General features: G+C 59.1%; 17 protein-coding genes, 2 tRNA genes and 1 pseudogene. 17 read left to right on the top strand and 3 right to left on the bottom strand.

What is annotated here, in order from left to right; all coding sequences use genetic code 11:
• The first annotated feature begins 162 nt into the window (after positions 1–162).
• The 7 genes from ACZ5C3_RS16230 to ACZ5C3_RS16200 all read left to right on the top strand — a co-directional run bounded on the left by ACZ5C3_RS16230 (position 163) and on the right by ACZ5C3_RS16200 (position 8,026).
• Positions 163–236: transfer RNA gene (locus tag ACZ5C3_RS16230), tRNA-Cys, on the top strand.
• Positions 237–335: 99 nt separating this feature from the next.
• A tRNA-Asn gene (locus ACZ5C3_RS16225) sits at positions 336–410 on the top strand.
• A 122-nt stretch (positions 411–532) separates the two neighbouring features.
• Entirely contained in the window at positions 533–865 is a 333-nt protein-coding gene (locus ACZ5C3_RS16220) for a hypothetical protein (RefSeq protein ID WP_464031262.1), read from the top strand.
• Positions 866–1,465: 600 nt separating this feature from the next.
• Positions 1,466–2,131, top strand: coding sequence for a protein-L-isoaspartate O-methyltransferase family protein (locus ACZ5C3_RS16215; RefSeq protein WP_464031260.1), 666 nt, complete (start codon positions 1,466–1,468; stop codon positions 2,129–2,131).
• A gap of 210 nt (positions 2,132–2,341) precedes the next feature.
• Positions 2,342–3,751, top strand: coding sequence for a TolC family outer membrane protein (locus tag ACZ5C3_RS16210; RefSeq protein WP_464031258.1), 1,410 nt, complete (start codon positions 2,342–2,344; stop codon positions 3,749–3,751).
• Between the two features lie 342 nt (positions 3,752–4,093).
• Positions 4,094–4,894, top strand: coding sequence for a PopZ family protein (locus ACZ5C3_RS16205; protein ID WP_464044155.1), 801 nt, complete (start codon positions 4,094–4,096; stop codon positions 4,892–4,894).
• A 261-nt stretch (positions 4,895–5,155) separates the two neighbouring features.
• Entirely contained in the window at positions 5,156–8,026 is a 2,871-nt protein-coding gene (locus tag ACZ5C3_RS16200; protein ID WP_464031256.1) for a valine--tRNA ligase, read from the top strand.
• On the opposite strand, the gene ACZ5C3_RS16195 is transcribed toward ACZ5C3_RS16200, so the two are convergent.
• Positions 8,020–8,619, bottom strand: a complete 600-nt coding sequence (locus ACZ5C3_RS16195; RefSeq protein WP_464031255.1) for a DNA-3-methyladenine glycosylase — start codon at positions 8,617–8,619, stop codon at positions 8,020–8,022. The two genes, ACZ5C3_RS16200 and ACZ5C3_RS16195, sit on opposite strands and share 7 nt — an antisense overlap.
• 154 nt (positions 8,620–8,773) lie before the next feature.
• On the opposite strand from ACZ5C3_RS16195, the gene lipA reads away from it, so the two are divergent.
• Together lipA and ACZ5C3_RS16185 are read left to right on the top strand one after the other, a co-directional pair.
• Complete coding sequence (gene lipA / locus ACZ5C3_RS16190; protein ID WP_464044154.1) at positions 8,774–9,733, top strand: lipoyl synthase; 960 nt, start codon at positions 8,774–8,776, stop codon at positions 9,731–9,733.
• 9 nt (positions 9,734–9,742) lie between these two features.
• Positions 9,743–10,210, top strand: a complete 468-nt coding sequence (locus ACZ5C3_RS16185) for a type II toxin-antitoxin system RatA family toxin (protein WP_464031253.1) — start codon at positions 9,743–9,745, stop codon at positions 10,208–10,210.
• Positions 10,211–10,244: 34 nt separating this feature from the next.
• Here ACZ5C3_RS16185 and ACZ5C3_RS16180 read toward each other — a convergent pair.
• Both ACZ5C3_RS16180 and ACZ5C3_RS16175 read right to left on the bottom strand, forming a co-directional pair.
• Positions 10,245–10,715 (bottom strand): annotated as a pseudogene (locus ACZ5C3_RS16180) (CinA family protein); the annotation flags it as partial.
• 2 nt (positions 10,716–10,717) lie between these two features.
• On the bottom strand, positions 10,718–11,914 hold the full coding sequence (locus ACZ5C3_RS16175) for a bifunctional 2-C-methyl-D-erythritol 4-phosphate cytidylyltransferase/2-C-methyl-D-erythritol 2,4-cyclodiphosphate synthase (RefSeq protein ID WP_464038354.1): 1,197 nt from the start codon (positions 11,912–11,914) through the stop codon (positions 10,718–10,720).
• 245 nt (positions 11,915–12,159) lie between these two features.
• Here ACZ5C3_RS16175 and dusB point away from each other — a divergent pair, with 245 nt between their 5' ends.
• The 8 genes from dusB (at position 12,160) to hflX (ending at position 22,333) form a co-directional block, all read left to right on the top strand.
• Entirely contained in the window at positions 12,160–13,194 is a 1,035-nt protein-coding gene (dusB, locus tag ACZ5C3_RS16170; RefSeq protein ID WP_464031251.1) for a tRNA dihydrouridine synthase DusB, read from the top strand.
• A complete protein-coding gene (locus tag ACZ5C3_RS16165; RefSeq protein ID WP_464031249.1) occupies positions 13,191–14,366 on the top strand; it encodes a two-component system sensor histidine kinase NtrB in 1,176 nt (391 codons plus the stop codon). The genes dusB and ACZ5C3_RS16165 overlap by 4 nt, the downstream gene beginning before the upstream one ends.
• A gap of 3 nt (positions 14,367–14,369) precedes the next feature.
• Complete coding sequence (gene ntrC / locus ACZ5C3_RS16160) at positions 14,370–15,812, top strand: nitrogen regulation protein NR(I) (RefSeq protein ID WP_464031248.1); 1,443 nt, start codon at positions 14,370–14,372, stop codon at positions 15,810–15,812.
• A 176-nt stretch (positions 15,813–15,988) separates the two neighbouring features.
• Positions 15,989–18,262 carry a sensor histidine kinase NtrY-like gene (locus tag ACZ5C3_RS16155; RefSeq protein ID WP_464031246.1) on the top strand — a complete coding sequence of 758 codons (2,274 nt, stop codon included), beginning with the start codon at positions 15,989–15,991 and terminating at the stop codon, positions 18,260–18,262.
• Positions 18,263–18,279: 17 nt separating this feature from the next.
• Positions 18,280–19,650 (top strand): nitrogen assimilation response regulator NtrX, encoded by a 1,371-nt coding sequence (ntrX, locus tag ACZ5C3_RS16150; RefSeq protein WP_464031244.1) that lies wholly within the window; start codon positions 18,280–18,282, stop codon positions 19,648–19,650.
• Between the two features lie 4 nt (positions 19,651–19,654).
• Positions 19,655–20,512 carry a D-amino-acid transaminase gene (locus ACZ5C3_RS16145; protein ID WP_464031243.1) on the top strand — a complete coding sequence of 286 codons (858 nt, stop codon included), beginning with the start codon at positions 19,655–19,657 and terminating at the stop codon, positions 20,510–20,512.
• Positions 20,513–20,692: 180 nt separating this feature from the next.
• Entirely contained in the window at positions 20,693–20,941 is a 249-nt protein-coding gene (gene hfq, locus ACZ5C3_RS16140; RefSeq protein ID WP_464031241.1) for an RNA chaperone Hfq, read from the top strand.
• 12 nt (positions 20,942–20,953) lie between these two features.
• Positions 20,954–22,333, top strand: a complete 1,380-nt coding sequence (hflX, locus tag ACZ5C3_RS16135) for a GTPase HflX (RefSeq protein WP_464031239.1) — start codon at positions 20,954–20,956, stop codon at positions 22,331–22,333.
• Positions 22,334–22,361 lie beyond the last annotated feature (28 nt).

The following is a 22,361-nucleotide window of genomic DNA, read 5'->3' as shown; positions in this document are numbered from 1 at the left end:
ATAGGCCTTTGGTCAACGGCGCGCCTTTCGCTGGACCCGCAAGAACCAAAACAGAAACGCAATTCAGAACCACAACGGTTCTGAATTTCAGAATGAACGGGGCTAACGCTGACCGGAAGGTTGCTTAAGCCTTTGAACCCCGCTAAGAACTCGCGCTAGTGAGGCCACGTGGCGGAATGGTTACGCACGGCTCTGCAAAAGCCTTTATCCCGGTTCAATTCCGGGCGTGGCCTCCAAAAAATAATCTCTTAGCCATCTGTTGTTTTTGACAGAATTGCACTTTGCAAGACTAAGGGCCTTTGTTATATGCGGCCCCATCGCTGCTTCGGCAGTGTTCCTCGGTAGCTCAGCGGTAGAGCATTCGACTGTTAATCGAATGGTCGCTGGTTCGAATCCAGCCCGGGGAGCCAAACAATTTCAACAACTTAGTTAGTCTGACCAATTCCGCGCCTTGCGCTGGAATTCCCCTGTCCATAGCTGCCTTTGAACGGCGAATCTGACACCTTGTCACGGGGATGTTGGAACCGGCCGAATGACCTTTGAAGCTTCGAGAAAAGGGCAGCCTGACGTGAGCGCAGAGGCGAAGGCCGAGCTCGACCGCCATTTTGAATGGATCGCAGAGCGGCTTCCCAACAGGGCGGGGCAGTTCGTGCGCTGGTTGCGGCAACCGTCGTCGCGCCTTGTTCGCATTCCGCTTTCCGCGCTCCTGATTCTGGGAGGGATTTTCAGCTTCCTGCCGATTCTGGGTCTCTGGATGCTGCCCCTCGGCCTTATGCTGGTTGCCCAGGATGTTCCGTTTCTTCAGCCGCCGCTTGCAAACGCCCTCGGCTGGATCGAACGAAAGTGGATGAGCCGGAACGATTAAGCCACAGCCAGTGACGAGGGAATCTCATGTCACTCGAGATGATTGTCCCGGTCTTGATGTGCGCGGCTTTGCTGTGGTGGATTGGCCGTGGAATGAGCGGCCGATCCATGCTGATCACAACCGCTGTGACACTCGCGGTTATCGTTTGTGTTCTGCTTCTTCAGAATAATGTTGGGCGATGAATTCAACCGCTAACAGGCGCTATTTGCGTTGCTCGCGGAAATCACTCTGAGAAGGTCGGAGGCCGGAAACCCGCTCTGGTGCATCGTGCACAATACTTCGATCATCTGATCGCTTGGAGCTATCGCCGTAGCCAAAGCCTCCCGAACTTCAGACGGCAGATCATCGAATTGATCCATCAGCCTGCGCAGGGCGGACGATTCGTCATCTTTCGTCGTGCCGGGTGTGGATGTGAAGTTGGCCATCGCCAGAGTTCAGGTCTTTCAACGTGAAGTTCGTGTTTGACCTTGTCACGGCCGGCCATTTCCTTCCAGCGCAGGGATCTACGAGCAGCCTTGCATCGCACGCTTCATTGCAGCAAATATGCCGCCGTTCGGTTCCGCAGAAGGCGCGTAGCCAATCCACTCCAGAGGTAATGATATGTCAGAATTTTCGACCGCTCGGCAAAAGATGGTCGATGGTCAGGTCCGACCGAGCGATGTTACGGATTTGCGTATCCTGGATGCGATGCTTGCAGTGCCGCGTGAGGACTTCGTTCCATCCGCACAGCGCCGGATCGCTTACCTCGACCTCGACATCGAAGTTGGAGGGACGGGAACTGCGAAACGCTACCTGATTAAGCCGGTCGTGCTGGCAAAGATGCTCCAGGCTGCATCGATTGCGGAGACCGACCGGGTCCTGGTTGTGGGGTGTGCCACTGGCTACTCGGCCGCCATCGTTGCCCATCTGGCGGGAGAGGTATTCGCAACGGAACCGGATGCTTCGCTGGCCAGCGCCGCAAAAACGACTTTGTCGCAAATTGGAATCAAGAACGTCACAATCGGGAATGCAGAGGCGGCAGCCGGCGATGCCGCACATGGGCCGTATGACGTGATTGTTCTGGATGGAGCGACCGAGATTGAACCCAGCACGCTCTGCGAACAGTTGAAGCCTGAGGGGCGTCTTGTGGGTGTCTTTGCAGCCACACAACCCCCACGGGCGCATCTTGTGACCAGATCCGCTGGGGACTTCGGAAGTCGCATACTTTTCGATGCTTTCGCACCGGTTTTGCCGGGAATGCAGCGGTTGCCGGCCTTCGTTTTCTGAATTTAGTCAGCGGTAGGAATGACTTCGCGCGGTTTCAAGTGTGACCTCAAAGCCCCAGCTCTATAAGTTTCCTGTGGGATGAGGCTTAGGGTGTTCCTTCGCGGCGCTGCGGCGAATAGACTATGCACGGGAACGGGTTGTTAACCCGAATCGATTGCCCGGTTTTGGCGCGCCTATGGTGGCGAACATGGCCGGTTGGGGACGGATCGTATGTCTTTAAATTATCGGCTGAAGTTGAGTGCGGGGGTGGCTGCTGTCGCTCTGCTGAGCGGTTTTGCGACAGGCCCGGTTTTGGCTGATACGCTGGAGGCCGCGCTGGTCCGCGCTTACCAAACCAATCCGCAACTCAATGCGCAGCGCGCATCGGTGCGTGCAACGGACGAAAACGTCCCGCAGGCTCTTTCTGGTTATCGGCCAAAAGTCGCCGTCACAGCCAGCGCCGGCACGCAATACACCGACACTCAGCAGAATACCCAGGTTGGAGGCCGACTCAGTGAGGTTGGTCTCAATGGCACGAATGCTCCGCGTTCGGTTGGCGCCACGGTGACGCAGACGCTGTTCAACGGCGGACAGACGGCGAACCGCACCCGCGCAGCGGAAAGTCAGGTCTCAGCATCTCGTGAAGGCTTGCGCGTGCTCGAACAGACGGTCTTGCTGTCTGCCGCAACAATTTACATGGACTACCTGCGTGATTCGGCGATCGTCGAAGTTCAGCAAAGCAACGTCCGTGTCCTTGAGCAGACGCTGAAGCAAACACGAGATCGCTTCAACGTCGGCGAAGTGACGCGTACCGACGTTGCGCAGTCGGAAGCCCAGCTTGCTGCCGGGCGTACCCAACTGCTGACGGCGGAATCAAACCTGACAACGACGCGGGCGAACTTCCGACGTATTATCGGCAGCGAGCCTGTGAACCTTGCGCCGGGTTCGCCGGTGGATCGTTTCCTGCCGGGGACGTTGGCTGCATCAATTAATCTGAGCTTGGTGGAAAATCCCAACGTCACCGCCGCGATGTATGGCATCGACGTGAGCTTTCTGCAGGTCAAGGTGAACGAAGGTGCACTGTTCCCCACGGTCACCTTGCAGGGCAGCGTTCAGCAGTCCTACGAAAGCACCACGACGGTCTATCGATCGTTCGGCGCATCGGCAGTCGCCCAGTTGACCGTGCCGGTTTATCAAGGCGGCGCCGAATACGCGCTGATCCGTCAGTCAAAAGAAACGCTGGGTCAGCAACGTCTCAACCTCGAACAGGTTCGCGATCAGACTCGCGCAACGGTCGCTCAGGCGTGGGGACAGCTAGTGGCCGGCAAGGCGCAGGTTTCATCGGCGCAGGCTCAAGTCACTGCATCGGAGATCGCGCTGAATGGCGTGCGTGAAGAAGCGCGCGTCGGACAGCGCACAACGCTCGACGTCCTCAACGCACAGCAGGCGCTCGTCAACGCACGGGTTAACCTGGTGACGGCGCAACACGATCGTGTCGTTGCGTCATATAACGTTCTGAATGCAATCGGTCGTCTGTCGCCGTCGGTCATGAAACTGGCGACCACGGTTTACGATCCGAACGTTCACTATCATCAGGTTCGCGACAGCTGGTTTGGCGTTCGCACGCCTGACGGCCGTTAGAGCATATTCGGTTCTGATTGAATCAGAACCGAAGCTCTAGATTCTTGTTCCGCGTTTTCTTCACGCGAATGAGTGTAGCGGATTTGACGTTCGCACCCTGCTTGCTGAGATGGGATGCGAACTTTCAAATCGGACCACTAGGAACCACTTCGCTTGAAACGCTCCAAGGGCGTTTAACCATCACGCGCAAATAAGTGCTGTGTTCAAACGGCTGTGTTCACAGTCCGTTGCTTGCAATCATTTGTTCCGGTGACATACCCTTCAAAGGGATCGAAAGCGATTCGTGATGAAGGGCGGACGTTCGTCATTTTTGTGGCGATCGAATGAGGGTGGAGTAGGGAGATGTCGCAACCGGCAAAGGCGCAAGAGCCCTCAATGGAGGAGATTCTCGCGTCGATCAGGCGCATCATTTCTGACGATGAAGCAAAGCCTGCTGCGAGCGCGGCCCCTGCGCCAGCGCCGACACCTGCTGCCCCTCCGGCAAAGGCCGAAGCTCCAAAACCACCTGAGCCGGCACCGCGTCCGGGTCAAAATTCGAGGCCGCAGGTCATGGCAGGGATTCCTCCTTCAAAAATCGCACCTCCGCGACCGGCACCTGCGGCGCGCGCTCCAGCGCCGGCAGCTGCGCCGCCACCGGTTCCTGCAAAGAATAGTCAGGCCGAGATCGATGCGATGATGGCGAGCTTTGATGCTCCCGCGCCTGCAGCGAAGGCCGCTCCTGCAAAGCCTGCTGAACCTGAACCCGAAGAGGTCTTCGAGTTAACGGAGCAAATGGCGGTTCGAGAACTTCCGCCAACGCCTTTCAATAAAATCGAACCCGAAAACGATCTGGAATTTGCGGAGGCCTCAGTGGCTCAGGTTGCTACTCATCGTTCGCCAGCCATTGAGCCGCCGGCTTTTGAACCGGCGCCAGCCCCGAGCCGTGCCCAGCTGGATATCATCTCCGGTTCGACGGCCTCTGCCGTGGAATCGGCCTTTGGTTCCTTGACGTCGACGGTACTGAGCAACAATGCCCGGACGCTCGAAGATCTCGTCAAGGAGATGATGCGTCCCATGCTCAAATCGTGGCTGGACGACAATCTCCCCAATTTGGTCGAGCGTATCGTCAAGGCGGAGATCGAACGGGTATCCCGCGGCCGCTGATTGCGGCCGGTCCTGCCGAAAAACCTCCATTTTGAAGTGTTGACTTGGCGCGCGCTGGGGTTTCTCTAGTGCCGCGGATTTGAAGTTCTTCGGGTGCGGCCGCAAGCTCAACGAAGAACTTCAAATCCAAAAGCGGCACTAGAATCATAAGCTTGCTAGTGTGCCTTTGATTCCGAAGTTCGCATCAGAGTGAGCCGCAAGCCTCTGCGAACTTCGGAATCGGCACACTAGCGCGTGCCTTTTCCCATTGATTGCAGCGTGATGATCGAAAAAACGTACCAACCAGCCGACATCGAGAACCGTATCGCCCGTGCGTGGGATGACGCCGGAGCATTTAAGGCCGGGCGGCCGGAACGGCTCGACGCCGAACCGTTCACGATCGTGATCCCGCCGCCGAACGTGACCGGTTCGCTGCATATGGGACACGCGCTCAATAATACGCTGCAGGACATCCTGTGCCGTTTCGAGCGCATGCGGGGCCGGGACGTGCTGTGGCAGCCGGGGACCGACCATGCGGGCATCGCGACGCAGATGGTCGTCGAACGGCAATTGATGGAGCGGCAGGAGCCCGGTCGCCGTGACATGGGCCGCGCCAAATTCCTTGAGCGGGTGTGGAAGTGGAAGGCTGAGTCTGGTGGCGTAATTGTCAATCAGTTAAAGCGCTTAGGTGCGTCTTGTGACTGGTCACGTGAACGCTTCACCATGGATGAGGGCCTTTCGCGCGCCGTCGCCAAGGTGTTCGTCGAGCTTTACAGCCAGGGGCTGATCTACAAGGACAAGCGACTGGTCAACTGGGACCCCAAGCTGTTGACGGCGATCTCGGACCTGGAGGTCCAGCAGATCGAGGTCAAAGGCAGCCTGTGGCACCTGCGCTATCCGATCGAAGGTGCAGCTTACAACGCTGAAGATCCTTCAACTTATATCGTTGTAGCGACGACCCGCCCGGAGACCATGCTGGGCGACACCGCTGTGGCGGTTAATCCGGAGGATGAGCGCTACAAGCACCTCGTCGGCAAGAATGTCGTGCTGCCGCTCGTTGGGCGGCTGATCCCCATCGTCGCCGACGAGTACTCCGATCCGGAAAAGGGATCGGGCGCGGTGAAGATCACACCGGCGCATGACTTCAACGACTTCGAGGTTGGCCGCAGGCACAATCTGCCTTCAATCAGCGTGCTCGATCAGGAAGCGCGGCTGACCCTGTCAGGCAATGAGGACTATCTGCGGGGATTGCCTGAAGGCGCCTTGATGTTCGCCGAGGAGTTTGACGGCGTCGAGAGGTTCGCGGCGCGCAAGCGCATCGTCGCGAAGCTGGAAGAACTTGGCTTCCTCGACAAGATCGAACCGAACACGCACATGGTGCCGCACGGCGATCGTTCGGGCGTCGTCATCGAGCCTTATCTGACGGACCAGTGGTACGTTGACGCCAAGACCCTCGCGGAGCCCGCGATCGCGGCTGTCCGCAATGGCGACACATCGTTTGTGCCGAAGAATTGGGAAAAGACCTACTTCGAGTGGATGGAGAACATTCAGCCGTGGTGTATCTCACGCCAGCTCTGGTGGGGGCACCAGATCCCGGCCTGGTATGGCCCGGACGGCAAGGTGTTCGTTGCCGAAACGGAAGACGAAGCCGTCGGCAAGGCGCTCGGCTACTATGTCGAGCAGGAAGTCATCACGGACGAACAGGCTCGCGAGATGGCCACCGATCCGGCCAAACGCGAAGGCTTCATCACCCGCGACGAAGACGTTCTCGACACGTGGTTTTCCTCGGCTCTGTGGCCGTTCTCCACGCTTGGCTGGCCTGACGAGACCAAGGACGTCGAGCGTTATTATCCAACCAATGTGCTTGTCACCGGGTTCGACATCATCTTCTTCTGGGTTGCCCGCATGATGATGATGGGCCTTCATTTCATGAAGGATGTCCCATTCCCGACGATCTACATCCACGCGCTCGTTCGAGACGAGAAGGGCGCCAAGATGTCGAAGTCCAAGGGTAACGTCATCGATCCGCTGCATCTGATCGACGACTACGGTGCCGACGCGCTGCGCTTTACACTCGCGGCCATGGCCGCGCAGGGGCGCGATATCAAGCTTTCGACGCAACGCGTTGAAGGTTACCGCAATTTCGCAACCAAGCTCTGGAATGCTTCGCGTTTCGCAGAGATGAACGGTTGTGCGTTGGTCGAGGGCTTCGATCCGTCCAAGACGAAGGAAACTCTCAACCGCTGGATCGCCCATGAGACGGCGAGCGCTACGCAAGAGGTCTCCGAGGCGCTTGAGGCCTATAGGTTCAACGACGCAGCCGGAACGATTTATCGCTTTGTCTGGAACATCTACTGCGACTGGTATCTCGAACTTGCAAAGCCGGTTCTCACTGGGCCGGACAGCCCGGCGAAATCGGAAACCCAGGCGAGTGTTGCCTGGGCGCGCGATGAAATCCTGAAGCTGCTTCACCCGTTCATGCCGTTCATCACGGAAGAGTTGTGGGCTGTGACCGCGAAGCGGGATGAATTGCTGGTGCTCACCGATTGGCCGATCCGCAAAGCTGTCGATCTGTCCCAGATGCCAGTCTCGGTCGGTGCGCTGCCGGGCGATCCGCTTGCTGTGCCGCTCGTGTTCCCCGATCCGGTTATTATCGAGCCGTTCAGCGATCCTGCTGCGGAAGCTGAAATTGGTTGGCTGATCGATCTCGTCACGGCCATTCGTTCAGTCCGTGCCGAAATGAATATTCCGCCGGCAACGTTGTCGCCACTCATCCTTGTTGGTGCGTCGGACGACATCAAGTCGCGTGCTGAGCGCTGGAGCGACGTGATCAAGCGCCTTGGGCGTGTGTCTGAGATCGCCCCCGCGGATCGTGCGCCGGATGGATCGGTTCAGCTGCTTGTGCGCGGTGAGGTTGCCGCCATTCCGCTGAAAGGTGTCGTCGATTTGGCCGCGGAGAAGACACGGCTCGATAAGGAGCTGGCCAAGGCAGAGGCGGATATCAAGCGCGTCGACGCCAAGCTCGGCAACGCGGACTTTGTCGCGCGCGCGCCGGAAGAGGTGATCGACGAGCAGCGCGAGAAGCGTGAAGAGGCTGAGGCGCGGAAGACAAAGATCCTTGAAGCGCTCGAGCGGCTCAAGAGTGCTCAGTAGCCGGGGAAGGGCTTGCTGAGAAATCGCGAGCCCTTCAATCCATATCGCCACGGTAAGTCGGCGGCCTTGGTGATTCCGATCCGAACGCCCCTGACGACATCTTGCTTTCCCGTTCGTCCGTAAATTGCGATCGGTGGAGCATCCAGCGCCCGCCCGTTGTGCTTGTCGCTCACTGCCATGGCTTCGCACAGCTTGCCCGGGCCTGAGCATAACGCGCGCACATCATCCACGTCGCGCCGCCGCCGCATGGCAGCCAGCCCGTGAGTGGGTTCCAGGGCGCGAATCAAAACCGCGCTGGCCGAGCCTTCTTCTTCGCAGACGAAATTCATGCACCAGTGGATGCCGTAGGAACGATAGACGTAGAGAAACCCCGGCGGCCCGAACATGATCATGTTGCGCGGTGTCGGTCCGTTGAACGAGTGGGCTGCTGGCTCGGTGTGGTGATAGGCCTCGACCTCTACGATCACGCCGCCGACGCCGTTGACCAGCAATGTCGCGCCGATCAAATCGGGGGCAACCTTATGGATGCTGCGTCCGAAGAACTCGCGCGTCAATTGGCGTCCAAGCGGGGCGGGGTGCGGTTTGTCAGCCATATGTGGGCAGAGGTTGTGTGGGCAAAGAATAGGCGGTGGGAGCCATGCAACCCGGCTTCAGGATATGATAGGTCTTCCAGACTAACATGGCGTGCACGGCTTGCACCACGGGATCGGCAGGCTTAGGTAAAAGCATCGGATTTACGGGGCCTTCATGGTCGTTCTTATTGATACGGTTTCACCCAATCAGGTGCGGCCGCGCCACCCGGAAAAAGTCAATCGGCCCGATGCGAAGTCGCCGGCCAAGCCGGACTGGATCCGCGTGCGTGCGCCGAATACGCGCGGCTATGCCAATACGCGCAACATCGTCAAAGAGAACGGACTGGTCACGGTCTGCGAAGAAGCGGGCTGTCCGAACATCGGCGAGTGCTGGGATAAGAAGCACGCCACTTTCATGATCATGGGTGACACCTGCACCCGGGCTTGCGCGTTCTGCAACGTCAAGACGGGAATGCCAGGCGCCCTTGATGCGGCTGAGCCTGAGCATGTGGCGCTTGCGGTCTCCAAGCTCGGCCTCGCGCATGTCGTCATCACGTCAGTTGACCGGGACGATCTTGCGGATGGCGGTGCCGATCATTTTGCAAAAACCATTCGCGCCATTCGCGCGAGCTGCCCGACAACGACCATCGAAATCCTGACGCCGGATTTCCTGCGCAAGGACGGCGCGCTGGAACAGGTGGTGGCCGCCAAACCCGACGTCTTCAATCATAATCTTGAAACTGTGCCGTCGCGCTATCTTACGGTGCGGCCGGGTGCGCGCTATTTCCACTCGATTCGGCTGCTGCAGCGGGTCAAGGAAATGGACCCGACCATCTTCACCAAGTCCGGCATCATGGTTGGCCTCGGTGAGGAACGTCATGAAGTTCTGCAGGTGATGGATGATCTGCGCTCTGCGGATGTCGATTTCCTCACCATCGGTCAGTATCTGCAGCCGAGCCTGAAGCATCACGCCGTGATGCGCTATGTCCCGCCTGATGAATTCAACGGCTACGAGAAAGTCGCCTACACCAAAGGCTTCCTGATGGTTTCAGCGAGTCCGCTGACGCGATCCTCGCACCACGCAGGCGAGGATTTCGCGAAACTCCAGGCTGCGCGAGCCGCAGCTGGCCGTTAGTACTCGACGATGCCTCAGTTCTCCAACAAGCGCCGGGTTCGCCACAGCGCGGATAAAATGTTCGACCTCGTGGCCGATGTTGAACGCTATCCCGAATTCGTGCCGATGTGCCAGGCGCTGAAAGTTCGCCAACGAACACCGGGGCCCGACGGCACTGAGGTGATTGTTGCGGACATGACCGTGTCGTTTCAGCTTGTCCGTGAGGCGTTCACCAGTCGGGTGACGCTCGACCGTCCCAATCTGAAGATCCTCGTTGAGTATCTACGAGGACCTTTCAGCAAACTTGAAAATCGCTGGACGTTTGAAGCGAAGTCGGAAGATGCCTGCGATGTCGGCTTCTTCATTTCCTACGAATTCAAGAGTCGGATGCTCGCGGTGCTGATGGGCGCGATGTTCGACGCCGCTTTCCAGCGGTTCGCCGCGGCGTTCGAGAAACGCGCGGACGCAGTCTATGGGCGGCCGCGCGCGGGCGCTTGAGCGGCGGCTGTGGCCCGCGCGCCATCTCCATCAGCATCTTCAGCGCTTCGACAACCGACTGCTGACGGACGTTGCTGCGTCCGACTGCTCCAAAACGGCATTCCTTATGGTTGATGCGCCCGTCGCGGGCAGCCACGGCAATGTGCACGAGGCCGACGGGTTTGCCCGGCGTGGCGCCACCTGGGCCGGCAATTCCCGTGATTGAAACGGCGAGGTCAACGTCTGCATTTTCCAGGGCGCCGAAAGCCATGGCGACCGCAGTTTCCTTGCTGACCGCTCCAAACGTCTCGAGGGTCGAGGTCTCCACGCCGAGCATCGCATGCTTGGCTTCGTTGGAATACGTGATGAAGCCGCGGTCGACGACATCCGACGAGCCTGGAATTTCGGTGAGCGCACCCGCGACCAAACCTCCGGTGCAGGATTCCGCCGTCGCAATCGTCAGCTTGCGCATCCGGCATAAATCCAGCAACGAGCGGGAGAGGGCACGGGTGGCGCTGCCGCTCATGCTTAGTTGCTCCCGCCGGTCGTATCCCAAGGCAGCCGGATCGTCGCGGCTGCGGTCGCGGCTATTCCTTCCTGGCGGCCAGTAAATCCAAGCCGTTCGCTGGTCGTTGCTTTTACCGCGACGCGGGATTGGGGCAGGCCGGTGATCTCAGCGATGCGAGCGCGCATAACCTCACGTAGCGGGCCGATCTTCGGCGCTTCGCAGATCATCGTCACTTCGAGATTTGCGATACGGCCGCCACGCTGGGCGACGAGATCAACGGCATATTTCAGAAACTGGTCGGAAGCAGCGCCCTTCCATTTCGGATCGCTCGGCGGGAAGTGGGAGCCGATGTCGCCGTCGGCCAATGCGCCGAGGATAGCATCGACGATCGCATGCAGGCCGACGTCCCCATCGGAATGCGCCAGAAATCCGCGGGTGAAAGGGACGCGAACGCCGCACAACATCAGATGATCGCCGTCGCCGAAAGCGTGGACGTCATAGCCAGTGCCCATGCGGATGTCGCCGAGCATGGCGCCAAGGCGCGCTTCCTCGCGTGCGAAGTCTTCAGGAGTCGTCAGTTTCATGTTGGCAGCATCACCTTCAAACGTTGTAACGGTCAATCCCGCCCATTCAGCAATTGCAGCGTCATCGGTGAAATCATCGCGGCCTTCGCGTGCTGCCCGGCGATGGGCTTCGAGAATGACATCGAAACGGAAAGCTTGTGGTGTCTGCGCGATTCGCAGGCGTGCGCGGTCAGGGGTCGCTTCGATCGCGCCTGACGCATCGACTAATTTCACGGTGTCGGTCACCGGGACGACTGGAATCGCCGCGCCGGTGATCAAAGCCGCATCGATGGCACGCGAAATGACCTGATCCGTTACGAAGGCACGGGCGGCGTCGTGGATGAGCACGATGTCCGGGGCGTGCTCAGCAAGCGCTTCAAGGCCCGCACGGACTGATGCCTGACGGGTCGCGCCGCCATTGACGGGCGTCTGATACTTCAGATGGCAAACGGCCTGATCGAATATCTCCGCATCATCCGGGTTACGAACCGGTTGGACCGCGAAGACATCTGGATGCGTGCAAAAAGGCTCCATCGCCCTCGAAAGGACGGTTTTTCCGCCTATGGAGCGATACTGTTTGGGGCCGCCTGTTCCGGCGCGCAGACCGCGTCCGGCGGCGACGATGATAGCGGCAGTCCGTTTTGTTGACATGATGGAATAGGCAACCGTCAGAGAGGGGGCGGCTGACCAGCGTGTGCAGCCATGGGCGCTGCACTTACCATATTGAATGGAAAAACAGCACGTTTCCGTGGGGGTGTGAAGAAATCCGCAGATTTTGCTGCGTCGCACTTGCGCGCAGAGGAAATTTGGCTAATCTGTAGGCAATTACCCTCTATGCTCAATAATTGAGCTATGTGGTTTCTGCAACGAAGCGGCGACCATCAAGAAATGAGAACGCGGTGATTGGTTCTGTTGAAGCACGTCAGACCCCATTGACCATTGGCGACATCCAGGTCGGCAACCGCGTGCTGCTAGCGCCGATGTCCGGCATCACCGATGCCCCGTTTCGCCGTCTCGCCGCAGAATTGGGCGCCGGTTTGGTGGTGTCGGAAATGACGGCCAGCGATGATCTCGCCCAGGGCCGTCCCATGTCCGTTTTGCGCTGTGAGGCGACCGGCATCGGTCCGCATGTCGTCCAGTTGGCCGGCTGCGAGACCCATTGGATGACCGAGGGGGCGCGGATCGCTGAGGCGGCGGGCGCGAACATCATCGATATCAACATGGGCTGTCCCGCCCGGCATGTGACAGGCGGCCAGTCCGGCTCGGCATTGATGCGTGACCTCGATCACGCCCTGCGATTGATTGAGGCCACGGTGTCGGCCGTTCGCGTGCCCGTGACGCTGAAGATGCGTCTTGGATGGGACGAGAAATCCCTCAATGCACCGGATCTCGCGCGACTAGCCGAGTCCGCCGGCGTGCAGATGATCACGGTCCACGGCCGGACGCGTTGCCAGTTTTACAAGGGCCGTGCTGACTGGCGTGCGGTACGGCCGGTCAAGGATGCGGTGAGCATTCCTCTTGTCGTCAATGGCGACATTACTTCCTCCGAAGAAGCCTCTCTCGCCCTTGCGGAGTCCGGCGCGGACGCTGTGATGATCGGCCGGGGAGCGCAAGGACAGCCTTGGTTGCCGGGACAGATCGCGCGGCGGCTTGATGGCGGCGCTTCTGAAGCTGCTCCTGCTCTCGATGATCAGCTCACTTACGTGTCCAAGCTCTACGATGATGTCTTGAATCATTACGGTCCCCGTATCGGGCTTCGTCACGCGCGTAAGCATCTCGGATGGGCGCTGGACGTCGCCGCTCAAGGGGCTTCGGCGTCAACCGAAACGCTCAAGCGTTGGCGGCAAGTTATTCTAACTGCAACGGATCCTGCCGAAGTACGGCGATCCCTGCAGGATGCCTTCGGTGAATTTGCCTGGAGCAAGGCTGCATGAGCAATGTTGCTGAAAAGCGGATGTTGATGCCGTCGACCGGCGAAGCGATTTTGAATGCGTTGCCCAATCCCGTGATGATGATCGGGCCGGACGGCAAGATTCTTGACGCAAATATTGCAGCTGAATCGTTCTTCGAGACCTCGATCCAGCACATGCAGCGTCAAATGCTGCGCGATCTTGTCCCATTCGGCAGTCCGCTATTGGCGCTGATCGATCAGGTTCGGCACACGGGCTCGGCCGTCAACGAATACAAGGTGGATTTGGGGACGCCACGCATTGGGGGAGATCGTCAGGTCGATCTTCACGTTGCGCCGCTCTCGGAGAAGCCGGGTCATATCGTGGTGATGCTGCAGGAGCGCACTATCGCGGATAAAATGGACCGCCAACTGACCCATCGCAGCGCCGCGCGCTCGGTGATCGCGTTGGCCGCGATGCTGGCTCACGAGATCAAAAATCCGCTTTCCGGAATTCGCGGCGCAGCACAGCTGCTCGAGCAGTCCGCTTCACCCGAAGATCGGACGTTGACACGGCTGATCTGCGATGAGGCCGATCGCATTGTGACCTTGGTTGATCGGATGGAAGTCTTCGGCGACGAGCGCCCTGTGGCACGCGGACCGGTGAACATTCACTCGGTGTTTGATCATGTGAAGCGGCTGGCTCAGTCCGGGTTCGCGCGGAACATCAAATTTATCGAAGAGTATGATCCCTCGCTGCCGCCGGTGCTTGCTAACCAGGACCAGCTCATTCAGGTCTTCCTCAATCTGGTGAAGAATGCCGCTGAAGCCCTTGTTGATATGGGCACCGAAGGCGAAATTCAGCTGACCACTGCCTTCAGGCCGGGCGTGCGCCTGTCCGTTCCGGGGAAGAAGACCCGCGTTTCACTGCCTCTCGAATTTTGCGTCAAAGACAACGGGCCCGGCGTGCCCGAAGACATGCTCGCCAATCTTTTCGATCCCTTCGTGACGACCAAGCCGACCGGCAGCGGCCTCGGGCTTGCGCTTGTTGCCAAGATCGTCGGCGATCACGGCGGGATTATCGAATGCGAATCGCAGCCCCGGAAAACCATCTTCCGTGTGTTGCTGCCGATGTTCAGTGCCACGAAGAATCCAAACCAGAGTGATGAGCGCCCGGGAACGCCATCACTCGCCTCACTACCGGATGATGAGGACTAGAAGATGCCCGCAGGTAGCATATTAGTCGCAGACGACGACACCGCCATTCGCACGGTCCTTAATCAGGCGTTGTCACGCGCCGGTTATGAGGTGCGCCTGACAGGCAACGCGGCCACGCTCTGGCGTTGGGTCAGTCAGGGCGAGGGGGATCTCGTGATCACCGATGTGGTGATGCCTGACGAGAATGCCTTTGATCTGCTTCCGCGCATCAAGAAGATGCGCCCGAACCTTCCGGTCATTGTCATGAGCGCGCAGAATACGTTCATGACTGCGATCCGGGCGTCGGAGCGGGGGGCTTACGAGTATTTGCCAAAACCCTTCGACCTCAAGGAATTGATCGCGATTGTTGGCCGCGCGCTTTCAGAGCCCAAGGAGCGTCCGGCTGCCGCCAAGGACGATGGTGAATTTGATTCCATCCCGTTGGTTGGCCGCTCGCCTGCCATGCAGGAAATCTATCGCGTTCTCGCGCGCCTGATGCAGACGGACCTGACCGTGATGATTTCCGGCGAGTCTGGTACGGGCAAGGAGCTGGTGGCGAGGGCGTTGCACGACTACGGCAAGCGCCGGACCGGCCCATTCGTCGCGGTCAATATGGCGGCTATTCCGCGCGATCTGATCGAATCGGAATTGTTCGGGCATGAGCGCGGGGCCTTTACCGGCGCCAATGCGCGGGCGACGGGCCGGTTCGAGCAGGCCGAGGGCGGCACGCTGTTTCTCGATGAAATTGGCGATATGCCCATGGAAGCGCAGACCCGGTTGCTGCGTGTGCTCCAGCAGGGTGAGTACACGACTGTTGGCGGTCGGACACCGATCAAGACGGACGTCCGGATCGTCGCCGCCAGCAATAAGGATCTGCGGATACTGATCCAACAGGGGCTGTTCCGAGAGGATCTGTTCTTCCGCCTCAACGTCGTGCCGCTGCGTCTTCCCCCTTTACGTGAACGCATCGAGGATTTGCCCGATCTGATCCGTCATTTCTTCGCCCTCGCCGAGAAGGATGGTCTTCCGCCGAAGAAACTCGATGCACAGGCTTTGGAGCGCCTGAAGCAGCACCGGTGGCCGGGCAACGTGCGCGAGCTGGAAAATCTGGCCCGGCGTCTTGCCGCGCTCTATCCACAAGATGTCATTACCGGATCTGTGATCGAGGGCGAGCTTGCGACCCCTACCGCCGTTTCAGGCGGGGCGATGCCCCAGGCCATCGAAAACCTCGGAGGTGCGGTCGAGATGTATCTTGCCTCGCACTTTGCCGGATTTCCCAATGGGATGCCGCCCCCGGGCCTCTATCATCGGATCCTTAAGGAGATCGAGGTCCCGCTGTTAACGGCGGCTCTGGCGGCCAATCGCGGCAATCAGATCCGGGCGGCGGACATGCTGGGCCTAAACCGCAATACTTTGCGTAAGAAGATCCGGGATCTCGACATTCAGGTTTACCGCAGCGGAGGTTAGTTCCGGCGCTCCGCCCAGACATCTTAGTGGGCCTTAGAGGCGCTTGAAGGTGCGTTCCAATGTGGAGCGCGCCAAGGAAATGTCGCAATCGAGCAACATTGTGATATGTATGCATCAGTCGGCGCAGGGGTGTTGCGCCGCGATCCCGTGACAATTGGTCTGACCTTCAACCTGGCATGACAACAGCAGAAACGTCGGCCCGATCCCTTGACCCGTCGTTTGCCGACGCGCGCGGCTGGCGGCTTCGTAGATTTTTGGTCCCGCTGGCCGTTGGTCTGGCTCTTTTTTCGACATTCCTGACCTTCGTGGTGCTGACCGGTCTGACGCCGCTCGTGCCCACCTCGAAGGTTGTCATCACGTTTCTGCTCCTCAACGGCGCCACTATCGTGTTGCTGCTGGCGATCGCTGTCCGGGAAGTCTGGCAGATCATCCAGGCGAGGCGGCAGGGGCATGCGGCAGCAAGGCTCCACGTTCGGGTGGTGAGTCTTTTTGCGGTGATCGCAGTCTTGCCCGCGGTTCTGGTGTCAGTTGCGGCCAACATCACGCTTGATCGCGGTCTGGACCGGCTGTTTTCCGTTCGGACGCGCGCTGTGATCGAGAATTCCCTGGTTGTCGCCAATGCTTACGTCGTCGAACACGGGCAGCTCATCCGTGGCGACATCATTGGAGTGGCCAGCGATATTTCGCGCGCGGGCGCGTTGTTCGACCTTGATCGCGAGTCGTTTCGCCAAATCCTGACGAAGAGCGCGGTTTCCAGAAATTTGCCCGGCGCGATGATCCTCGACAAGAACGGGCAGACGCTGGTGGCTGCGACCACCGGGAGCCCGCGAGACTTCTCCAAACCGCAAGCGGAGTTGCTCCGCACGGTCAAGGAAGATGAACCTTATGTTGCTGTCATCATTGAGCAAAATTTCGTGGCGGCCGTTCTTCGTTTGCACGGGCCGACGGATACCTTCCTCTACGTTGCACGTCTTCTCGATCCCAATGTGGTTGCCCGGCTCAGACAGACCGAGGCCGGCGTAAAAGATTATGCCGAGGGTGAAACGCACAGGCTGGGGATCCAGCTGGCGTTCGCGCAGATGTTCACTGTCATTGCACTGACCCTGCTGATGTCGGCGGTGCTGATCGGCCTGAATTTCGCGAATTGGCTGGTTGGGCCGATCCGCAGGCTGATGAAAGCTGCAGACCTCGTGTCGACCGGCGATCTTCATGTTCAGGTGCCGGTTATTCGGTCGGAAGGCGATCTGGCGCAGCTCGGCGAAACCTTCAACAAGATGACGCAGGAATTGCGGACGCAGCGCGACGATCTCGTCAGCGCGAGTGATGTCATCGACAGCCGTCGTCGTTTCATCGAGGCGGTGTTGTCTTCCGCTAGCGCCGGGATCATCGGGGTCGATGGTGCAGACCGCATCTCCGTCCTCAATCGCTCTGCTGAGAAGTTGATTGGCCGTCCTGAGACCGAGGCGCTTGGTAAGTCATTGTCTGAGGTGGTGCCCGAACTGAATAAGTTGATGGAGACTGCTCGCAGCAGTGCGCAGCGCCTTGTTCAGGGGCAGATCGAAATCAGCCGGGACAATACGGAACGAAATCTCTCGGTGCGTGTCACCTCTGAACAGACTGGACAGTCGAACGAGGGCTATATCATCACGCTTGACGACATTACCGAGCTGGTGACGGCGCAACGCACGTCGGCCTGGGCGGACGTCGCGCGTCGTATCGCGCACGAGATCAAGAATCCGTTGACGCCGATTCAGTTGTCAGCCGAGCGCATCCGCCGGAAATTCGGCAAGGTCATTACGGATGACCGCGCCATTTTCGATCAGTGTACGGACACGATCATCCGTCAGGTCGATGATATTCGAAGCATGGTGGATGAATTCTCTCGGTTCGCGCGCATGCCCAAGCCTGTGATCGAAGGCGAGGACGTCGCGGACACGGTGCGACAAGTCGTTTTCCTCATGCGCGTCGGCCATCCCGACATCGATATCGAAGTCGACATCAAGCAGGATCCGCTGCATGCAAAATTCGACCGGCGGCTGATTTCGCAGGGGCTGACGAACATTATCAAGAACGCGACCGAGGCAATCGGCGCTGTTCCTCCGGGCGAAATCGAGCGCGGGCGAATTGATGTCATCGCCGCACGCGAAGATGACGACATTGTCATTGATGTTGTGGATAACGGGATTGGTCTGCCCAAAGAAAACCGTGCGCGATTGCTTGAGCCATATGTGACGACGCGCGAGAAGGGCACCGGTCTTGGTCTCGCGATCGTTGGCCGCGTGCTCGAGGATCACGGTGGGCGCATCGAACTCGGCGACGCATCGGCGCTGCGCCCTGGAGCGCGTGGCGCTTGGATGCGCTTGCGGTTCTCCATATCGGGCCGCGCAAAGAGTGCGGAAACCGAAAGCGAAACAGAAACGACGAAGACAGAAGCCGTAGCCGGCATTTGACAGAACGGACATAATTCATGGCGAACGATATTTTGATCGTCGACGACGAAGCTGACATCCGGGAGCTCGTTGCGGGCATCCTCGATGACGAAGGTTTCAAGTCCAGGACCGCGCGGGACAGCGACACTGCTTTTGCAGAAATCTCAGCCCGACGCCCCAATCTGATCTTCCTCGACATCTGGATTCAGGGCAGCCGCCTCGACGGTCTGCAAATGCTCGAGCAGATCAAGCGCGAACATCCGGACGTTCCTGTGGTCATGATCTCAGGCCACGGCAACATCGAGACCGCTGTGGCGGCGATCAAACGCGGCGCCTACGACTTTATCGAAAAGCCGTTCAAGGCCGATCGGTTGATCCTCGTTGCCACGCGTGCACTGGAAAATTCGCGGCTGAAGCGGGAAGTCCGCGAGCTCAAGCAGCACGCGCCGTCGTCAGGAACATTGATCGGGCGCTCGCCGAGCATGAACCAGTTGCGCCAGACGATTGATCGAGCCGCCAAAGCGAACAGCCGTATTATGATCGTCGGGCCATCGGGCGGGGGTAAAGAACTTGCCGCACGCACGCTCCATGCCATGTCGAGCCGTGCACAGGGACCGTTTGTCGTGATCAACGCGGCCGCGATTACGCCTGAACGGATGGAAGTCGAGTTGTTCGGCGTTGAACTCATCGATGGCGAGACGGGCCGCAAACCCGGCGCGCTCGAGGAAGCCCACGGTGGCACGCTGTTCATTGATGAAATCGCGGACATGCCGCGCGAGACCCAAAACCGGATCTTGCGCGTCCTGGTGGATCAAACCTTTCAGCGGGTCGGCGGTACGACCAAGGTCAGTGTCGACGTCCGCATCATTTCATCGACCGCGCGCAATCTCGAGGCGGAGATCGCGGAAGGCCGGTTCCGCGAGGATCTCTATCATCGGCTGTCGGTCGTCCCGATACGGGTGCCACCGTTATCGGAACGGCGGGAGGACATTCCCGAACTCGTCGAATATTTCATGGAGCAGATTTCCACGGCGACCGGATTGCCGAAACGACGCATCGGAGAAGATGCGATGGCCGTCCTGCAGTCACACGTATGGCCGGGTAACATCCGCCAGCTGCGCAATAACGTTGAACGCGTGATGATCCTGGCCGGTGGCGACACCGATGCGGTGATCACGGCCGATATGCTGCCGCAGGATGTCGGTTCGATGATTCCCGCGATGCCCACCGGAAATAACGGCGAGCACATCATGGGGCTGCCGTTGCGCGAGGCGCGCGAAGTGTTCGAACGCGATTATCTCATCGCGCAGATCAGCCGTTTCTCCGGCAACATTTCACGTACGGCCGAATTCGTCGGCATGGAGCGGTCGGCCCTGCACCGCAAACTCAAGGCTCTGGGTGTAGGTTAATCGGATGTCGCGCATTGCCTATGTGAACGGCCAATACCGCGACATGCGGGATGCCAGCGTCAATATCGAAGACCGCGGTTATCAGTTCGCCGATGGTGTTTACGAAGTCTGCGAGGTCCGTAATGGGCAGATCGTCGACTTCCCGAAACATATGAAACGTCTGCAACGCTCCTTAAGCGAATTAAGGATTGCGATGCCGACGCCTATGTCAGCGCTTCAGATCGTTGTCCATGAAGTCATTCGGCGCAACCGCGTCGGTTATGGCATCGTCTATCTGCAGGTCACTCGCGGTGTTGCCCGGCGCGACCATGCGTTTCCGATCAAGCCCGTCAAGCCCGCCGTAGTGGTGACTGCGCGTAACCTGAGCTTCACCAAGAGCCAGGAAACGGCCGCGCACGGTATCGGTGTGATCACCGTTCCCGAAAATCGCTGGCCCCGGGTCGATATCAAGTCCGTCTCGTTGTTGCCCAACGTGCTGGCCAAGCAGCAGGCCCGCGAGAATGGGGCTTATGAGGCATGGTTCGTGGATGCGGAAGGGCTGGTGACCGAGGGCTCCTCCAGCAATGCATGGATCGTCACGAAGGACGGCAGGGTGGTGACGCGCTCGGCGGAGCAGGGGATCCTGGCCGGCATTACCCGATCCGTCCTCACGGACGTTATGGCTGCCCTCCAGATCAAATTCGAGGAACGCCCATTTACACCGGAGGAGGCTTATGAGGCTGCCGAGGCTTTCGTGACGGCCTCCAGCCAGATCGTGATGCCCGTGGTCCGGATCGACGGCCGGAATATCGGGGACGGCACGCCTGGGGCGGTTTCCAGACGGTTAAGGGAAGAGTTTCACCGTTTTTCATCATTTTCTTGAGTTTTTGGGTGCGGAATGCCCCGGAACGGCCGAACTGGCCTTGCCTAACCCCCGGCGCTGCCCTTTAATTGCGATGCAGCACCCGGAGGGGGATCTCAGGGACGCAGGCACCAGACCAAGCCCCGAAGAGGGCAGGCCTGGCCCAAATAAAAACAAGCAACAAGACTGCGGGAAAAAAAAATGGCGGCAGACCGCGCACAAAACTTACAAGACACCTTTCTTAATCACGTTCGTAAAACCAAAACGCCACTGACGATCTTTCTGGTCAACGGAGTCAAACTGCAGGGAATTGTCACCTGGTTTGACAATTTCTGCCTTCTGCTTCGGCGCGATGGCCATTCGCAGCTGGTTTACAAGCATGCGATCTCGACCATCATGCCTGGCGCTCCGATCAGTCTGTTCGAAGGCGGCGAGGACGCGTCAGCTTGAGATTGAACTGATTTGGAACCCCGGAATTTCGACGGGGGCGTCGATCGACCTGGATCGGCGCGGGGCAACAAGACAGGGCGGGTGCTGGTCATCGGCCCGTATAAGCGCGTGCGCCGGGGAGATCCCGACGCACCACCGTTAGCCCATGGTGTACGCGATCCCGATGCACGGCTTGAAGAAGCCGTCGGCTTGGCGCGTGCCATTGATTTGACGGTGACGGAAGCAGTCATTGCTCCTTTAAGCGAAATTCGACCGGCGACCTACATCGGCAAGGGCAAGGTCGAGGAGATGATCGGCCTCATCAAGGCTCACGAGGTCGATCTCGTTATCATGGATTGTGCGCTGTCGCCGATCCAGCAACGCAATCTCGAAAAAGAGTGGAATGCAAAGGTTCTCGACCGGACCGGACTCATTCTGGAAATCTTTGGCCGCCGGGCAAAAACCCGCGAGGGATCGCTGCAGGTTGAACTGGCCCATCTGAACTACCAGCGCAGCCGTCTGGTCCGCTCGTGGACCCACCTTGAACGCCAGCGCGGCGGCTTCGGCTTCCTTGGCGGCCCCGGCGAGACGCAGATCGAAGCTGACCGCCGGCTGATCGGCGACCGGATCACGCGCATCGAAAACGAACTTCGAAAAGTGCAGGCGACCCGAAGGTTGCACAGGGCCGGGCGCCAGCGGGTGCCATACCGGGTGGTGGCGCTGGTCGGCTATACCAATGCCGGCAAATCGACGCTGTTCAATCGGCTGACACGGGCGGATGTCCAGGCCGCCGACATGCTGTTCGCAACGCTCGACCCAACATTGCGGGCGTTGACCCTGCCTCACGGCGGGAAGGCCATGTTGTCGGATACTGTCGGATTCATCTCCGATCTGCCGACCATGCTGGTGGCGGCATTCCGGGCGACCCTCGAAGAGGTCATCGAGGCTGATGTCATCCTTCATGTGCGCGATATCTCACACGAGGACGCGGAAGCTCAAGAGCGTGACGTCGACACCGTGTTGCGGCAGCTGAATATCGACTCTGACAGCGGCTCGCGCGTGCTGGAAGTCTGGAACAAAATCGATCGTTTCAGCCCGGAAGAGCGTGATAACCTGGCGAATATAGCGGCCAGGCGGCCGCCGGAACGGCCCTGCTTTCTCGTCTCAGCGCAAACGGGCGACGGGATTGATGCTTTGCTGGCTGCGATCGAGGATCGGCTTGCTGAAACAAAAGTCACTTTGAGCCTGTCCATTGATGCCTCCGATGGCGCTGGCATCAGCTGGCTGCACCGCAATACCGAGGTTTTGGACAAGCAACTTCTTGACGGGCGTTTCAATATGACGGTTCGTGTGGACGAGACAAAACGCGATATTACGATCACAAAATTTGACGCAACGCTTGATCCGCAATGACTAACTAGCAATGCTGCCCCGCCGCTGA

It is taken from the genome of Afipia dichlorophenoxyacetatis (assembly GCF_055386385.1).
Note: the sequence above shows the minus strand (reverse complement) of the source record. Positions and strands in the feature narration are given on the sequence as shown.

What these genes read in the sequence shown, in the direction of transcription:
- ACZ5C3_RS16220 (WP_464031262.1), top strand. Translation starts at nt 533, where the DNA reads ATGACCTTTGAAGCTTCGAGAAAAGGGCAGCCTGACGTGAGCGCAGAG.
- ACZ5C3_RS16215 (WP_464031260.1), top strand. Translation starts at nt 1,466, where the DNA reads ATGTCAGAATTTTCGACCGCTCGGCAAAAGATGGTCGATGGTCAGGTC.
- ACZ5C3_RS16210 (WP_464031258.1), top strand. Translation starts at nt 2,342, where the DNA reads ATGTCTTTAAATTATCGGCTGAAGTTGAGTGCGGGGGTGGCTGCTGTC.
- ACZ5C3_RS16205 (WP_464044155.1), top strand. Translation starts at nt 4,094, where the DNA reads ATGTCGCAACCGGCAAAGGCGCAAGAGCCCTCAATGGAGGAGATTCTC.
- ACZ5C3_RS16200 (WP_464031256.1), top strand. Translation starts at nt 5,156, where the DNA reads ATGATCGAAAAAACGTACCAACCAGCCGACATCGAGAACCGTATCGCC.
- ACZ5C3_RS16195 (WP_464031255.1), bottom strand. Translation starts at nt 8,619, where the DNA reads ATGGCTGACAAACCGCACCCCGCCCCGCTTGGACGCCAATTGACGCGC.
- lipA (WP_464044154.1), top strand. Translation starts at nt 8,774, where the DNA reads ATGGTCGTTCTTATTGATACGGTTTCACCCAATCAGGTGCGGCCGCGC.
- ACZ5C3_RS16185 (WP_464031253.1), top strand. Translation starts at nt 9,743, where the DNA reads ATGCCTCAGTTCTCCAACAAGCGCCGGGTTCGCCACAGCGCGGATAAA.
- ACZ5C3_RS16165 (WP_464031249.1), top strand. Translation starts at nt 13,191, where the DNA reads ATGAGCAATGTTGCTGAAAAGCGGATGTTGATGCCGTCGACCGGCGAA.
- ntrC (WP_464031248.1), top strand. Translation starts at nt 14,370, where the DNA reads ATGCCCGCAGGTAGCATATTAGTCGCAGACGACGACACCGCCATTCGC.
- ACZ5C3_RS16155 (WP_464031246.1), top strand. Translation starts at nt 15,989, where the DNA reads ATGACAACAGCAGAAACGTCGGCCCGATCCCTTGACCCGTCGTTTGCC.
- ntrX (WP_464031244.1), top strand. Translation starts at nt 18,280, where the DNA reads ATGGCGAACGATATTTTGATCGTCGACGACGAAGCTGACATCCGGGAG.
- ACZ5C3_RS16145 (WP_464031243.1), top strand. Translation starts at nt 19,655, where the DNA reads ATGTCGCGCATTGCCTATGTGAACGGCCAATACCGCGACATGCGGGAT.
- hfq (WP_464031241.1), top strand. Translation starts at nt 20,693, where the DNA reads ATGGCGGCAGACCGCGCACAAAACTTACAAGACACCTTTCTTAATCAC.